Raw genomic sequence first — 14,067 nt, 5'->3', positions numbered from 1 at the left:
CCCGGTGCTTGCCATGGCAACGGTGCTGCTCGGCGCGCTCGCCGCCGGATGCTCCGGGGCGTCCGGCGGTAGTGGCAGGGAGGGCGGCCGCTCGGCGGACCCGGGGACGTCCGACTGGGTCGAGGGGGCCACCGCCGACTCCATCGCCCGGACCCTGCACGTGGAGGTCCCCTCGACAGCGACTCACACCGTGGCGGCGCACCGCAGGGGTTTCCAGGACGACGGGTTGATCCTGTCCTTCGTCCTGCCCGCGGAAGCCGTGGAGCCCTTCCTCACCCAGCTGAAGCCGGAGCAGCCCCTCAGACTGCGTGAGCAGCCCTTCGCCGCCGAGGCAACACCGGCCACGCCGTTCGCACACCTGGGACTTCCGGAACCGGATTCGCTTCCCAAGGTCCGGGAGGGGCAGGTGTGCGCTCCCTGCAAGGGCGACCTGAACTGGCTCAAGGTCGCGGTGGCGCAGATCGACGAACGGAGCAGCCGCGTCTACCTGAGAGGGGTCGACTGACGCCCAGCTGTCTGCAAAGACCGCGGTGTTGCAAGCACACGTCAACCCGGTCGCGCCCGCCACGTTCGCCGGGGCCAGCACTTCATCAGGGCGTCTGAACTGCTCGACTTCACGCCCGACCCTGCGGTGTCGCCTGCTTCTGCTTCGCCTGCTCCAGCCGGCGGGGGCGAGAACCGAACTACGGCTACTGGGGACTGCTCACCCCGGAGGAGCCGAAGGCGGTGTGCGCGTTGTCGCCACCCCAGCCGGTCGGGCTCCGCCAGATGACGCCCCTGCTGGGTCAAGCGGACGGAACGGACGCCCCGGCCGCCCCTCTTCGCGCCTGGAACCCCTTCGGCCTCCCCGCCCACCACCCCAGACCCTCAGAACCTCCAGGTCATGACCATGGCTTCGCATCAGCCCGACTCCCGCGGCAAATCCATGCGACCACTCCCAGCACGATCCGCTAGGCTGTCAGCGGTCAGTCGGCTACCAGGCGCGTGCCGGGGAAAGTGTCCGCGAGGACATCTCCACCCGGATGTGTGCACGTCGCCTGACCAGCATGTTTGTCGAGGCGGCGCGCGATCCCTCTGGGGTTTCCGGCAACGTTTGCGACAAGCCCCCGCCTTCGTAGCTCAGGGGATAGAGCACGGCTCTCCTAAAGCCGGTGTCGCAGGTTCGAATCCTGCCGAGGGCACCACAGCAAGGTCCCCGGCCGCATGCGGCCGGGGGCCTTCTGCGTGTCCGCTACGGGAGCGGGTCCGTGGGCCCGGGGAGCCTGACGCGGGCCTCGGCCCCTCCCGACGGGCGGTTGCGGAAGGTGAGCGTCGCCCCGAGCGCGCGGGCCTGGCCCCGGGCGATCGTCAGGCCCAGGCCGTGGCCCTTGTTCATGCCCTCCGTACGGAACCGCTGCGGGCCCGTGCTCAGCAGGTACTCCGGATAGCCCGGGCCCCCGTCGGTCACCGTCACCTCGGCGCCGTCCACCGTGACCGTCACCGGGGCCGCACCGTGCCGGTGGGCATTGGCGATCAGGTTGCCCAGGATGCGCTCCAGCCGACGCCGGTCCGTCTCCGCCCGGACCCGCGAGAGCACCACCAGCTCGGTCGCGGCCTGCGAGCCGCGGATCGTGCGCGCCGCCACCTCCGCCAGGTCGCACGAGTCAAGCTCCACCCGCTCGGTGCCCGTGTCCAGCCGGGAGATCTCCAGCAGGTCCTCGGTCAGCGCGCGCATCGCCTGCACCCGGTCCCGTACGAGCTCGGCCGGGCGCCCCGGCGGCAGGAGTTCCGCGGCCGCGTTCAGGCCGGTCAGCGGGGTGCGCAGCTCGTGCGCGACATCGGCCGTGAACCGCTGCTCCGATTCGAGCTTGTCCTGGAGCGTCGAAGCCATCGTGTCCAGGGCCTCGGAGACCGCCGCGACCTCGTCCTTGCTCCGCGAGGCGTACCGGACCCGCGCGTCCAGATCGCCCGCGCTGATCCGCCGGGCCACCTGCGCCGTCAGGTGCAGCCGCCGGGTGATCCGGGTGACGCCGAAGGCACCGATGAGCAGGGTCCCCCCGATGGCCAGCACCGACGAGCCCAGGATGGCGCGGTCCAGGTCCGCGATGATGCGTTCGCTGGAGCTGAAGTCGACCGAGGCGGCTATCGCGGTGTCGGCGTCGGCGGGCCCCGCCGCCCACATCGCCGACCGGCCGCGGTGCTCGCCGATGGCCGTACCACGCTTGCCGCTCACCGCCAGCGCGCGCAGCTCCGGCGGCAGGCCCACCGGGTCGATGCCCTCGCCGCGCGGCAGGCGCGCACCGGTCTCGTACGCCTTGATCGCCCGGTCCAGCTTGGCCAGAGCCTTCTCGCGCGCCGTGCCCACCGTCTGCTGGGTCATGGCGCCGTGCACGAGCCCGCCGAGGAGCGCGGCGAGCCCGCAGCACATGAGGGTGATGAAGACGGCCGCCTTCCAGGTCAGCGTCGCCGTCCAGGCGGGCAGCCGCATCAGCGCTGCTCCGGGGGACTGCGGACGGTCTCCATCAGGCGGGGCACCATGGACTGCTGCTCGGGGAACCACGTCCACACGTCACGGCTCTCGGTCCCCGGGAGGCTGGTGGTCGACTGGATGATCAGGTCCCGTTCCGTCAGCTGCACGTCGATGACGCGCGCGGTCGTGTCCATGATCCTCAGCAGCGGGCCGTCGTCGGCGGTGTAGACGCGGAGGTTCATGCGGTGCCCGGGCAGTTCCACGCCGAGGATCAGCTCGTCCCGGCCGTTGCCGGTCAGATCACGGTAGTGCGCGCGCCGTACGGGGCACCCGGCGGCCTCGGGATCCTCGCACGCCTCCAGCGCGGCCCGCAGCTCACCCCCCTCGCCCGGCTGTCCGGCGCCCGGCCCGAGGTCGGCCCTCAGCACGTCCAGCGGCCGTACCCCGCGCAGGGCGCCCTTCGGTACGGCCAGACCCGCGACCCGGGTGGGCCCGTCGGTGGCGCGCACCTCGTCGGGCTCCGGCGGGGCCGGGGACCGCTCGGGCCACAGCCGGTGCGGCCCCTGGGCGCGGGGCACGGGGCGGCCGTCGTCGGTGGCCAGCACGCCGCCTCCCGCTCCGCAGCCGGCCGGCAGGAGCAGGGCGGGCACGAGGAACAGGGCGGACAGGCGCCGGGCGGTCGTCGGAGTCACGCCGTCATTCCACCAGGTCGGCGTAGAAGATCACATTGTTGGTGCGGTGGCCGTCCTTGAGCGGGCCGCCGCAGGTCAGCAGGCGCAGCTCGGCGCGGTGGGTGTCCCCGTAGACCTTGTCCGTCGGGAAGTCCTTCTTGTTCACGTCCTCGATCTCGCGGATCTTGAACCTGGCCGTCCGGCCGTCCTCGCGCGGCACCTCGACGAGGTCTCCGAGCCCGACCTTCTTGACGTCCTTCATCAGGGCCGGCCCGTGCCTGGTGTCGAAGTGCGCGACGAGCACCGCGACGCCCCTCTCCCCCGGGGTCACGCCCTGGGTCCACCAGCCGGGGGCGTCCGCCTCGGTGTCGGCATCGGGCACGCCGAGCTCCCCGGAGGCCGGGTCCACGGCGAGGTCCACCATCTTCGCGGCGTCCACCCCGGCCGAGGCGATCTTCAGGCCGGTCGGCTCCGACCGCGGCAGCGACAGGTCGCCGCCGGTGGCGGGAGCGGGGGCCGCGGTACTGCCCACCTGCGGGTCGGCCGCGAGCTTCGCCCCGGCCCCGCCTGCGCCCGCGCCCCCGCCCCCGCAGCCCACGAGGGCGCCGGTCGCGGTGACGGCTACGGCGGAGGCGGCCACGGCGCGGCGGACTCGGACGAGGGTGCGGGACATGGGTACTCCGGGACGGGACGGGACGGGACGGGGTCGGACGGGTCGGACGGGTCGGACGGGTCGGACGGGTCGGACGGGGCATGAGCCCACCCGTGCGACGTTACGAGGGCCGTGTGTGCGTCGTCCCTCGGCCGTGTAACGGTTGCCCGGCCACTGCCCCACGAAGCCGTCAAGGCCCCGCCCGCGGGCAGACGAAAGCCCTCCCGGCCGAAGCCGGAAGGGCTGCCACCTGCGATGCCCGCCCAGCGGCGGGTCAGACGGGTCAGCTGAGTCCTCTGCTGCGTTCGCCGATCCGGTCACCCTGCGGAGTACCGGCCCTCTTGAGGGCCGCCTTCGTGTGCGCCCCGCCCTTGACCTTGCTCCGGAGCGGACCCGCGAAGCCGTGACCCGTGTTCGGCAGCTGGAGCTGTTCCTGCGCCTTCGCCATGGCCGCCCGGACGTCCTGCTTCTGCTCTTTGCTCATCCCGTCGTCAACTCCTTCGGGAAGCACCCAATCGGACTACTGGGATCGTATGCACATATACGGCACCACGCACCCGGACCGGACGTAAAGAATTCCGATCAAGGCGGCCGGTCAGCGGACCGGCGCAGCCGGCCGCAGCGGGGGCCCCAGGGCCTGGCGGATCAGCTCCTCCGGGCACGGCGTCCCCCGCGGCAGCTGGTACTTCGCCGCCACCCGGTACACCCCGGGCGCCGGCACCAGCAGCTCCGTCCACACGTCGCCCTCGTCGTCCGGGGCCGCCTTGAACAGGCACCCGGCCGTGTTCGCGAACTCCTTGCGCGACGAGCCCGCCGCCCCGTCCCCGTCCCCGCCCCGCGCCTTCGATGCAGATGTCTCCTGCGGCGGCGCCACGGCCTTGCCCGCCCCGTCCACCAGCCCCAGCCACGGCGAGTGCGGGATCTTCACCAGTACCCGCCCGGCCTGCCTGACGTCGATGACCAGCTGGTCCGCCCCGGCCCGCACCACCGTCGCCGGCCCGGACACCAGGTTCGTCGGCTCGTGGACCTTGAACAGCTGCCAGTTCTTGTCGCCCCACACCTGCTGGAGGTACGGCAGCCCCGCCCGCACCAGCTTCGCCTCGTCCTTGCCGCCCGAATCGGGTTTGTCGGCCGGCAGCACCACGTAGTGCACCGCCCAGCGGTCCAGCCAGGTCCGGTAGCTGTCGGCGGTGAGGGTGTCGTCGTAGAAGAGCGGGTTGCGCTCCAGGTCGGCCTGCCGGTTCCAGCCCCGCGCGAGGTTCACGTACGAGGGGAAGGCCGAGGACTCGCGGTGACTGCTCGCCGGGACCACCTCGACCCGCCCGCGGTCGGCGCCCGCCTTCTGCAGCTGGTCCACCAGCGGCGCCAGCTCCCGGCTCCAGGCGGCCAGCGGGGTCGTCCGCACGATGTCGGTGACGCTGTTCGTGGTGATCCAGGCGTTCAGCCCCACGAAGGCGAGCAGCACCGCGTACCAGCGGCGCGAGCGCGGCACCTCGTACGGGAGCGCCGCCAGCAGCACCGCCCCGCCGAAGAGCATCACCAGCCGGGTCACGTTGGAACCCACCTGCGAGTCGATCGCCCAGGTCAGGAAGGTGCCGAAGGCGTAGACGGCCGCGGCGATCCGGACCGTCTTCCACCGCTTCGGCACCAGGAAGAAGATCAGCAGCGCGAACATGAACGGCAGCCACGCCGACCCCAGCTTCATCGGCTGCGTCCCCGAGAACGGGAACAGCCACGCCGACAGCCCGACCACCACCACCGGGGCCAGACCCAGCGCGTACGCACCCGGACGCCGCCCGCTCAGGAACAGCGCGGCCGCGATCACCCCGAGGAACAGCCCCGCGACCGGACTGGAGGCCGTCGCGAGCCCGGCAAGCGGTGCCGCCACGGCGGCCTTGGCCCAGCGCCGCTCGGCCCACTTGCGCGGCCAGCAGAAGACGGCGGCCACCGCACCCAGCGCGAACATCACGCCCAGGCCGAAGGTCACCCGCCCCGACAGGGCGTTGCACAGCAGCCCGAACACCCCGGCCAGCGCCGGCCACAAGGGCTCGCGCACAGCACCCCGGCAGCGGGTCAGGACCAGCGCGAGCAGCCCCGCCGACACCGTCCCGGCGATCATCATCGTGGTCCGGACACCGAGCACGTGCATCAGGTACGGCGAGACCACGCTGTACGACACGGGGTGCATGCCCCCGTACCACGCCAGGTTGTACGCCGAATCGGGATGACGGCCGACGAACTCGGCCCAGGCGTCCTGCGCGGCCAGGTCACCGCCGCTGTTCGCGAAGCTGAAGAACCAGACGACGTGCAGCACCGCGGCCAGGACGGTGGCCACGGCCACCGGATGCCGCAGCGCCCACCGCCCGCCCCGGGTCCGTATGCCGCCCGGGTCCTCGGGCACACCGCCGGAGCCCTCGGCGGACACCGCCGGGCTCCGTGTCCCGCCACGGACCTGACTGCGGCCCTGCTGCTCAGCGGTGGTCACTGCCGCACTCCCCAACACCTGGTTCCGCACACGCGTCCCGCATGCCAGGACGCGCGCCGGCGCCCCGGGGTTGCCCGGGGCGCCGGTTCCACGCTCTCACCTCACCGGAGGTCAGCCGACGCGCGTCAGCTTGCTCCCGATGCCCGGCGCGGCCAGATCGCTCTGCAACGCCACCGGCACCTTCACCTGACTGGCCCCTTCGCCGACCGTCAGCAGGCCGATCTCGGTGCCCGCCTTCGCGGTCTGCGGGATGACGGCGCCGCCGTCCGCCAGCTTGACGTCCACCGTCAGCCCGGCCCAGCCGACCGCCTGCACGTCGGCGGTGGCGACGACCGGCGTACGGCCGCCGAGACCGTCGTCCACGTACCCGACGACCTCGCCCTTCTTCACCACGGGCGCGCCCTCCAGGGCCTTCTGCGTGGCGAGCATCAGCTGCTTGCTCGCCGCGATCACGCTGTCGATGATCGGCGGCTTGTGCTGGCCGAGGACGGCCCCGACGATCAGCTGGTTGGTGTTGCCGATCTTCTTCTGCGCGGCGAAGAGGAGGTTGCCGCCGGCCTTCGTCGTCGTACCGGTCTTGATGCCGAGCGAGCCGTCCGCCGGGACCAGGCCATTCCAGTTCCGCCAGGTCTTGCCCGACGGGTCCGTCCAGTTCGGCTTCTTCGTGATCTCGAGCAGGGTCTCGATCTCGACCAGCTTCAGCCCCAGCTTCACCTGGTCCTCGGCGGTGCTCACCGTGGTCGCGTCCAGACCCGAGGGGTCCGTGTACGTGGTGTTCTTCATGCCGAGTTCCTTGGCGGTGTCGTTCATCTTCTTGACGAACGCCTCCTGGGAACCGGCGTCCCAGCGCGCGAGCAGCCGCGCGATGTTGTTGGCCGACGGAATCATGAGCGCGGCGATCGCGTCGTACTCCGAGATCTTCTGGCCCTCCTGGACCGTGTCCAGCGTGGACTCGTTGTCGGTCGAGTTGTTCTTCTTGCCCTCGGTCTCGGCCGTCTTGTCGATGTCGATCATCTGGCCCTGCTCACCCTTCTTGATGGGGTGGTCGCGCAGGATGATGTACGCCGTCATCGACTTGGTGACGCTGGCGATCGGTACGGGCTTCTGCTCGCCGGACTGGCCGAGCGTGCCGAGACCGGCCGCGGCCATGTACGCCTGGCCCTCGGAGGGCCAGGGCAGGTTGGGCTTGGAGCCGCCGAAGGAGTACGAGGACTTCGCGGTCATCACGAGCTCGGGCTCGGGCAGCGGGCGCACCAGCTGCACGACGGCGAGGACGATCGCCAGGAGCGCGACGAGCGGCGCGTAGATCTTGAACCGCCGCACCGCGGTACGCATCGGGCTCGGCGGCGGGGGCGGGTTGTTGGTGAGGTCCGCCAGCATGTCGAGCGGCGGCTTGGGCGGCAGCGGCTGCTGGGTGGTCCGCTCAGGGGAGTCGAACACCGACCTCGGCGCCGACGCCGCCGCGGGCTTGGCGGGCGCGGGCGCGGGGGCCTGCTTGGCCGGGGCGGGGGCCGGGGCGGGCTTGGCGGGGGCCGCCGGAGCCGGGGCCTGGGCGGCCTGCTTCCGGTCCGCGGGGTGCACCCCGGGCCCGGTGGGGGCCGTCTTCGGCTTCTGCCCGGCATCGGGCCTCGCCGGGACGTCGTCGGTGCGCAGCGGCACGAAGGTGCTGGCCTTGGGCGGCGCGGCATCCGGCTTCACCGCGCGGAAGACGGCGGTGCGCTCGCTGTCGGCGGGCTCCTCGGAGCCGCCCTTCGGCGCGGCCGGGGCGCTACCGGGCTTCACGGCACGGAAGACCGCGGTGCGCTCACTGTCGGCAGGCTTCGCGGCGTCCCCCGAAGCGGAACCCTCGGAAGCAGGCACGACCGGGGGCTTCACGGCACGGAAGACCGCCGTCCGCTCACTGTCGGCAGCCCCATCCGGATCCACCGCATCCGCCGAAGCGGAACCAGCAGACGCGGGACGCTCGGCTCGGTCAGCCCGGTCGTCCGACTCGGCCGACTCGGACGCGGGCTTCTGCACCACGGCATCAGGCTTCACGGCACGGAAGACCGCGGTCCGCTCACTGTCGGCAGGCTTCGCGGCATCCGCCGAAGCGGAACCCTCGGAAGCAGGCACGACCGGGGGCTTCACGGCACGGAAGACCGCCGTCCGCTCACTGTCGGCAGGCCCATCCGGATCCACCGCATCCGCCGAAGCGGAACCAGCAGGCGCGGGACGCTCGGCCGGCTCGGCCGGCTCGGCCTCGGCAGGCTTCCGGTCCACGGCATCGGACTTCACGGCACGGAAGACCGCAGTCCGCTCACTGTCGGCAGGCTTCGCCGCGCCATCCGAAACGGAACCCTCGGAAGCAGGCGCGGCCGGAGACTTGGCGGCATCCGCCTCGGCCCCGGTCGTCGCGACCCAGGCCGCCACCGCCTCGCGCAGCGGATCCCGCTTCCCGGAGCCGGCGTCGGCCTCGGAGTCGGCATCAACCGCGGCTTCCGCCTCGGAATCGGAGCCGGAATCGGAGTCGGCATCAACCGCGGCTGCGCCTTCGGCTTCCGCCTCGGTCCCGCTCTCCGCCTCCGTCTCGGCTTCGGTCTCGGCTTCGGTCTCCGATCCGGCCTCGGCGCGCGAACCGCCGCCGGAACCGGCAGCGGTCCTGGAACCGTCCTCCGGATCCCTCGGCCGGAACACCGACAGCCTCGGATCATGCTCCGCGGAGGACTCCGCCGCCCCCGGCGCTCCTGCATCAACCGACTTCTCGGGGGACTCGCCCGCCACCAGTTCCTCCTCGATCGCCGCCACGTCCGGCTGTCCGAATGTCTAACAGTGTCCCGTCTAGGGGGCATCGCCCCCGTGCTAGACGAGAACGACATAGCTGCGAGTTCCCCCGCAAAGCGGTCAGGCGCTCTCGACAGATGAATGTGAGAGGCGTCACCCTGTCACTCATCCACGCGGGGAGGCATGGATGGGCAGGAGCCGCAGAACAATTCCGGAGGAGCTTCTGCTGCTCGCCTTGGACCCGGCCACGGGTACCACGGCGCAGCCGCAGTCGCTCGACCTCGGCCTGGCCGGGGCACAGCTAGTGGAGCTGGCTCTGGCAGGACGGATAGCCCCTGATGGGGATCGTATCGCCGTGGTGATGCCACGGCCGACAGGAGATCCGACTCTGGACTCCGCACTGGAACTGCTGCGCAGGCGCGGCAGCCCGGTACGGGCCGTCCACTGGATCGGTGGACCCCGACTGGGGCTCCGCCAGATTTACCTCGCTCATCTGGAGCGTTGCGGCATGGTCCATGCCGTGGCGGGACAGATGTGCGGTGTGCTGCCGACGACTCGCTACCAGGCGACCGACACGGCGATCAGCCGGGAGATCCGTGCCCGGCTCGACAGTGCGATCCGCACCGGCGTACCGCCGGACCCGCGGACCGCGGCGCTTGCCGCACTGGCCCACGCGGTCGGACTCGGCAAGCACCTGTACCCCGGCAACGAGGGGCGGTCGTCCAGGTCCCGGCTTCGGGACCTGATCCGGCACGACCCGATGGGCGGACTCGTGGCGCACGCCGTGATGGACGTCCAGAACGGTGTGGCCGCACAGCCACGCCGCGACCGCGCACCGGCACCGCCGGCCCGGGCCGTGGCGAGCGGGGTTCCGCTCCAGCCGCGCCGGACGGGTGCCATGGCCCGCGCGGCCGCGCACTGATCCACCAGCACCACCGCACCACCGCACCATCAGGCTCGGATCCACAGTTCCATCGCAACGCCATCGCCGTGACCGACGTCGTAATTGACCCGGTTCGGGAGCCGCCAGCGCGCGGGGTGGTGCGGCCGGTCCGCCGGTCGCGCCGCCCCGCGCGTCTGTTTTTCCCGGCCGTTCCCCAGCGCCGTCGCACGCTTCGGTGGCAGTCTGCTCACCAGCAGACACGCAGAGAGACAGCAACAGAAGAAGGCGGAGGTGCCGTTCACGTGGCGTCCAATGTCAATCCCACCGTCCGACGCCGCCGACTGGGCATGGAGTTGCGCAAGCTGCGCGAGGACAAGGGCATGACGGCCGAACAGGTGGCCGAGCGCCTCCTGGTCTCCCAGTCGAAGATCAGCCGACTGGAGAACGGCCGCCGCTCGATCAGCCAGCGCGACGTCCGCGATCTGTGCGACGTGTACGAGGTCGAGGACCGGCGGCTCGTCGACTCCCTCATGCAGATGGCCAAGGACTCCCGCCAGCAGGGCTGGTGGCACGCCTTCGGCGACATCCCGTACAGCGTCTACATCGGCCTGGAGACGGACGCCGCGAGCCTGCGCACGTACGAGCCCCTGGTGATCCCCGGGCTGCTCCAGACCACCGAGTACGCCCAGTCCCTCGTCCGCGGGGCGTGGCCGGAGACCGCCCCGGCAGACGTGGACAAGCGGGTCCAGGTCCGGATGCACCGGCAGAAGCGGCTCTCCGAAGCGGACAACAACAATCCGGAACTGGGGCCTCTGCGCCTGTGGGCGGTCATCGACGAAGCCGCGCTGCGCCGCCAGGTGGGCGACGCGCAGTTGATGATCCGGCAGCTCCAGTACTTGATAGAGCAGTCGGAACAGCCGCACGTCACCGTGCAGGTCATGCCCTTCGCGCTCGGCGCGCACCCCGGGGTCAACGGCCAGTACGCGATTCTGGAATTCCCGGACGCCTCCGACTCGACCGTGGTCTACATCGAAGGCGTGACGAGCGACCTGTACCTGGAGAAGGCCAACGACGTGCAGAAGTACAGCGTGATGTACGAACACCTTCGCGCTCAGGCGCTCAATGTCGACCAGACCCGGAACTTCATCTCCGACATCATCGACGCCTATGCGGGCAAGACGGCATAAAGAGGGAGGGTCCGGACCGGTCAGCAAGAGGGGCGCCGCACGGTACACCGTCAGTCCCCGGCCACATAAGACCTGAATGGAATATGCCACTCGGTCGGGTGAATGGCCCCGTCTCCGGTCCGGAGCTGCGGGTAGCGTCGATCAGGTCAGCCGGAAAAATGGCCGACACGACACGGAACTACTCGCTGAACCGGAGAGAAACATGGCTATTCGCCAGGGCGCCACGGTCAACTGGGTCAAGTCCTCCTACTCTGCCAACGGCGCCTGCGTCGAGGTCAAGTCCCCCGTCACGGAAGCCATCGCGGTGCGCGACTCGAAGGTGCAGGACGGTCCGTCCCTCACCTTCGCGCCCGGCTCCTGGACCTCGTTCGTCACCGACGTCACCGAGGGCCGGCTGGGACGCCTCGCCTGAACGTCACGGCGTGCATCCCGGCCTTCCCCACCGCACCACTGACTGGAGCCCTCTCGACCGACCCGCCGTCTTGGCCGAGGGGGCTCGGCCATGCCCGACGGCCGACGGCTACCGCAGCGCCTGCACCAGTGGCAGCGCCAGCGCCAGCGCCAGCGGCTACCGCAGCTGGTCGACGTAGCGATCGGTACCCGGCACCGTCGGAATGAACGGGGCCACCAGCTCCACCCGTCCCAGCCCCGCTTCGGCCACCTCCAGGTCCAGCCCCTGGAAGCGGTCCCAGCAGCCCCGCGGATCCTCCTCCAGGAACCACAGCAGCGTGAGGCGGGTGCCGACCCCCTCGACCTGCTTGACGTACGTCATCCGGTCGCCTGGAAGCGGTGTCGGCCGGAAGACCGTCACCATCGCGGCGGGCGAACCCTGCAGCCGCGCGGGCAGGGCGCGCGAACGCAGCCATTCGAGCAGCTCGGCCCGCTGCTCGGGGCCGTCGGCGTCGACGACCTGCACGACGAGGCCCGCGTACGGATGGTCGAGCGCGTGGAAGTCCCGCGGGCCGGCGGCCCCGTCGCGGTAGACCGTGGCCGCGTGGTCCTGGAAGGCCGTGAAGACGTGAGTGCGGTCGCGGTAGACGCGGCCGTCGCGGTTGAGGCGCTTGTTGATGCCGACGGTCCACTTCATGTGCTCGTCGTAGCGGCCCTCGGTCACCCAGTACGTCGATATGTAGCACCCGGCCGTGACCGGCTGGGCGACGGCCGACTTCTCGGGGTAGCGCAGTTCCTGGAGTTCGCGGGTGGCCACCCAGCGACGGCCCGCGTACATCCAGGGCATGGCCATGGCGCCCGCGTAGTAGTGGTCGTCCTCGTACCAGCGGTTGTACGCGTACTCGTGGCCCGGGTGCGGCTCGACCATGGTGATCAGCGCATGGCCTGGCCGGACCCCGTACGGGCCCACAGCCGCGAGTCCCGCGTAGTCGTCGACGCGGGTGTCCTGCGGCCCGCCGTCCTCGTGCCGAACATGTCCCTGCTCCGGTGTCGTCGTCATGGCACCGGTCTAGCTGATGTGACGTCAGATCGGGAGGGGCGGAACGCGGTTCACCATCCGATACATACATGCCGTCTGCATCTTTCTCCGGCTACGATGCGCGCACCCGTCTCCCGGAGGTGCCCCGTGCCCGCAGCCGCCCCCACTCCGCCGCCCGCGTTCGCCACCCGCGCCACCTCGACCGAAGGCTCTCCCGTACGCGAGATCCTCGCCCTCACCGAACGCCCCGGGACCATCTCCTTCGCCGGCGGCCTGCCCGCACCCGAACTCTTCGACGCCGAGGGCCTGCGCACCGCGTACGACACCGCCCTCACCACCACCCCGCGGCGGGCGCTCCAGTACTCCACCACGGAAGGCGCCCCGGAACTGCGCGAAGCGGTCGCCGCCCGGGCCACCGCCCGCGGCCTGCCGACCGGCCCGGACGACGTACTGATCACCTCGGGCTCCCAGCAGGCCCTCACCCTCGTCACCACGACCCTGATCGAACCCGGTGACGTGGTCCTGGTCGAGAACCCCACCTACCTCGCCGCCCTGCAGTGCTTCGGACTCGCCGGGGCCCGCGTGGTCCCCGTACCGTGCGACGAGGAAGGCATCCTCCCGGACGCCCTGGACGCGATCGTCGCCCGGGAACGCCCCAAGCTCCTCTACACCGTCCCCACCTTCCAGAACCCCACAGGCCGCACCCTGCCCGGCACCCGCCGCGCGGCCGTCGCACGGACCGCGGCACGCCTCGGACTGTGGCTGGTGGAGGACGACCCGTACGGAGACCTCCGCTACGAGGGCGCCCACGTGCCCTGGCTCGCCGCACACCCCGGCGCCGAGGAGGACCGTACGGCCCTCCTCGGCAGCTTCTCCAAGATCATGGCCCCGGGCCTGCGACTGGGCTGGCTACGGGCCCCTGCGGCGCTGCGCCGCCACGCGGTAGTCGCGAAGCAGGCGGCCGACCTGCACACCTCGACGGTGGACCAACTCGCCGCCGCGCACTACCTCGGCACGGCCGACCTCGACGCCCACATAGCCAAGGTCCGCACCGCCTACCGCGACCGCCGCGACGCCCTCCTGACCGGCCTCGGCGACGCCCTCCCGGCCGGCTCCACCTGGAACCGTCCCGAGGGCGGCATGTTCGTCTGGGCCCGCCTCCCCGAGGGCTGCGACGCCACGGCCCTGCTGAGCGCGGCCATATCCCGCCAGGTGGCCTTCGTCCCCGGATCCCCCTTCTTCGCCGCCCACCCGGACCCCCGCACCCTGCGCCTCTCCTTCACGACACACACCCCGCAGGAGATCAAGGAGGGCCTACGCCGCCTGGGCACGGCGATCTGAGCCCGGCGCAGCGGCGAGAGGAGCGGGAGGAGCGGGAGGAGCCGCGGGTGGGGGCTGGGGGGCGGGGGCTTCGGGGGGGGCTTGTGCCTGCTGGGCGGTATCAGAGATGTCTTGGGGGATTCCCGTCAGTCCCACGGTCCTTCCGTGCCGGGCCGGGCCCTCAAGGGCGCTCCCTGCGGTCGCGTCGCTTCGCGATGGCCTTCGGCC

At 71.6% G+C, this 14,067-nt stretch carries 12 protein-coding genes and 1 tRNA gene; 6 read left to right on the top strand and 7 right to left on the bottom strand.

The features are described from left to right. The first annotated feature begins 13 nt into the window (after positions 1 to 13). Positions 14 to 505, top strand: a complete 492-nt coding sequence (locus tag IO30_RS0102435; RefSeq protein WP_031138753.1) for a hypothetical protein — start codon at positions 14 to 16, stop codon at positions 503 to 505. 603 nt (positions 506 to 1,108) lie between these two features. Next, a tRNA-Arg gene (locus IO30_RS0102430) sits at positions 1,109 to 1,184 on the top strand. A 47-nt stretch (positions 1,185 to 1,231) separates the two neighbouring features. Here the strand turns inward: IO30_RS0102430 and IO30_RS0102425 are convergent. The 6 genes from IO30_RS0102425 to IO30_RS42790 all read right to left on the bottom strand — a co-directional run bounded on the left by IO30_RS0102425 (position 1,232) and on the right by IO30_RS42790 (position 8,117). After that, on the bottom strand, positions 1,232 to 2,467 hold the full coding sequence (locus IO30_RS0102425; protein ID WP_037892869.1) for a sensor histidine kinase: 1,236 nt from the start codon (positions 2,465 to 2,467) through the stop codon (positions 1,232 to 1,234). Next, positions 2,467 to 3,141 (bottom strand): hypothetical protein, encoded by a 675-nt coding sequence (locus tag IO30_RS0102420; protein ID WP_051859484.1) that lies wholly within the window; start codon positions 3,139 to 3,141, stop codon positions 2,467 to 2,469. The genes IO30_RS0102425 and IO30_RS0102420 overlap by 1 nt, the downstream gene beginning before the upstream one ends. Positions 3,142 to 3,145: 4 nt before the next feature. After that, positions 3,146 to 3,793: a sortase domain-containing protein gene (locus IO30_RS0102415; RefSeq protein WP_031138749.1), complete on the bottom strand. Its 648-nt coding sequence runs from the start codon at positions 3,791 to 3,793 to the stop codon at positions 3,146 to 3,148. Positions 3,794 to 4,055: 262 nt separating this feature from the next. After that, a complete protein-coding gene (locus IO30_RS0102410; RefSeq protein WP_234321774.1) occupies positions 4,056 to 4,256 on the bottom strand; it encodes a hypothetical protein in 201 nt (66 codons plus the stop codon). Between the two features lie 111 nt (positions 4,257 to 4,367). Then, positions 4,368 to 6,257, bottom strand: coding sequence for an MFS transporter (locus IO30_RS0102405; RefSeq protein ID WP_373316491.1), 1,890 nt, complete (start codon positions 6,255 to 6,257; stop codon positions 4,368 to 4,370). 111 nt (positions 6,258 to 6,368) lie between these two features. Continuing rightward, positions 6,369 to 8,117 (bottom strand): D-alanyl-D-alanine carboxypeptidase family protein, encoded by a 1,749-nt coding sequence (locus IO30_RS42790; RefSeq protein ID WP_245234064.1) that lies wholly within the window; start codon positions 8,115 to 8,117, stop codon positions 6,369 to 6,371. A gap of 1,090 nt (positions 8,118 to 9,207) precedes the next feature. On the opposite strand from IO30_RS42790, the gene IO30_RS0102395 reads away from it, so the two are divergent. From IO30_RS0102395 to IO30_RS0102385, 3 genes are all read left to right on the top strand, one after another. Then, positions 9,208 to 9,942: a GOLPH3/VPS74 family protein gene (locus IO30_RS0102395; RefSeq protein ID WP_031138741.1), complete on the top strand. Its 735-nt coding sequence runs from the start codon at positions 9,208 to 9,210 to the stop codon at positions 9,940 to 9,942. Between the two features lie 263 nt (positions 9,943 to 10,205). Continuing rightward, entirely contained in the window at positions 10,206 to 11,090 is an 885-nt protein-coding gene (locus IO30_RS0102390) for a helix-turn-helix domain-containing protein (protein ID WP_031138739.1), read from the top strand. 202 nt (positions 11,091 to 11,292) lie between these two features. After that, on the top strand, positions 11,293 to 11,502 hold the full coding sequence (locus IO30_RS0102385) for a DUF397 domain-containing protein (protein ID WP_031138737.1): 210 nt from the start codon (positions 11,293 to 11,295) through the stop codon (positions 11,500 to 11,502). Positions 11,503 to 11,658: 156 nt separating this feature from the next. Here the strand turns inward: IO30_RS0102385 and IO30_RS0102380 are convergent, their stop codons facing one another. After that, entirely contained in the window at positions 11,659 to 12,540 is an 882-nt protein-coding gene (locus IO30_RS0102380) for a hypothetical protein (RefSeq protein ID WP_031138735.1), read from the bottom strand. A 96-nt stretch (positions 12,541 to 12,636) separates the two neighbouring features. On the opposite strand from IO30_RS0102380, the gene IO30_RS0102375 reads away from it, so the two are divergent. Further along, entirely contained in the window at positions 12,637 to 13,860 is a 1,224-nt protein-coding gene (locus IO30_RS0102375; protein WP_051901800.1) for an aminotransferase-like domain-containing protein, read from the top strand. Positions 13,861 to 14,067: the final 207 nt, after the last annotated feature.

The sequence above is a fragment of the Streptomyces xanthophaeus genome (assembly GCF_000725805.1).
Classification (GTDB): Bacteria; Actinomycetota; Actinomycetes; order Streptomycetales; family Streptomycetaceae; genus Streptomyces; species Streptomyces xanthophaeus.
The sequence above is the reverse complement of the archived record's forward strand: the minus strand, read 5'-3'. Positions and strand labels throughout refer to the sequence as shown.

Coding starts and splice junctions, on each gene's coding strand:
- IO30_RS0102395 (WP_031138741.1), top strand. CDS start 9,208: ATGGGCAGGAGCCGCAGAACAATTCCGGAGGAGCTTCTGCTGCTCGCC.
- IO30_RS0102425 (WP_037892869.1), bottom strand. CDS start 2,467: ATGCGGCTGCCCGCCTGGACGGCGACGCTGACCTGGAAGGCGGCCGTC.
- IO30_RS0102415 (WP_031138749.1), bottom strand. CDS start 3,793: ATGTCCCGCACCCTCGTCCGAGTCCGCCGCGCCGTGGCCGCCTCCGCC.
- IO30_RS0102380 (WP_031138735.1), bottom strand. CDS start 12,540: ATGACGACGACACCGGAGCAGGGACATGTTCGGCACGAGGACGGCGGG.
- IO30_RS0102410 (WP_234321774.1), bottom strand. CDS start 4,256: ATGAGCAAAGAGCAGAAGCAGGACGTCCGGGCGGCCATGGCGAAGGCG.
- IO30_RS0102375 (WP_051901800.1), top strand. CDS start 12,637: ATGCGCGCACCCGTCTCCCGGAGGTGCCCCGTGCCCGCAGCCGCCCCC.
- IO30_RS0102385 (WP_031138737.1), top strand. CDS start 11,293: ATGGCTATTCGCCAGGGCGCCACGGTCAACTGGGTCAAGTCCTCCTAC.
- IO30_RS0102435 (WP_031138753.1), top strand. CDS start 14: ATGGCAACGGTGCTGCTCGGCGCGCTCGCCGCCGGATGCTCCGGGGCG.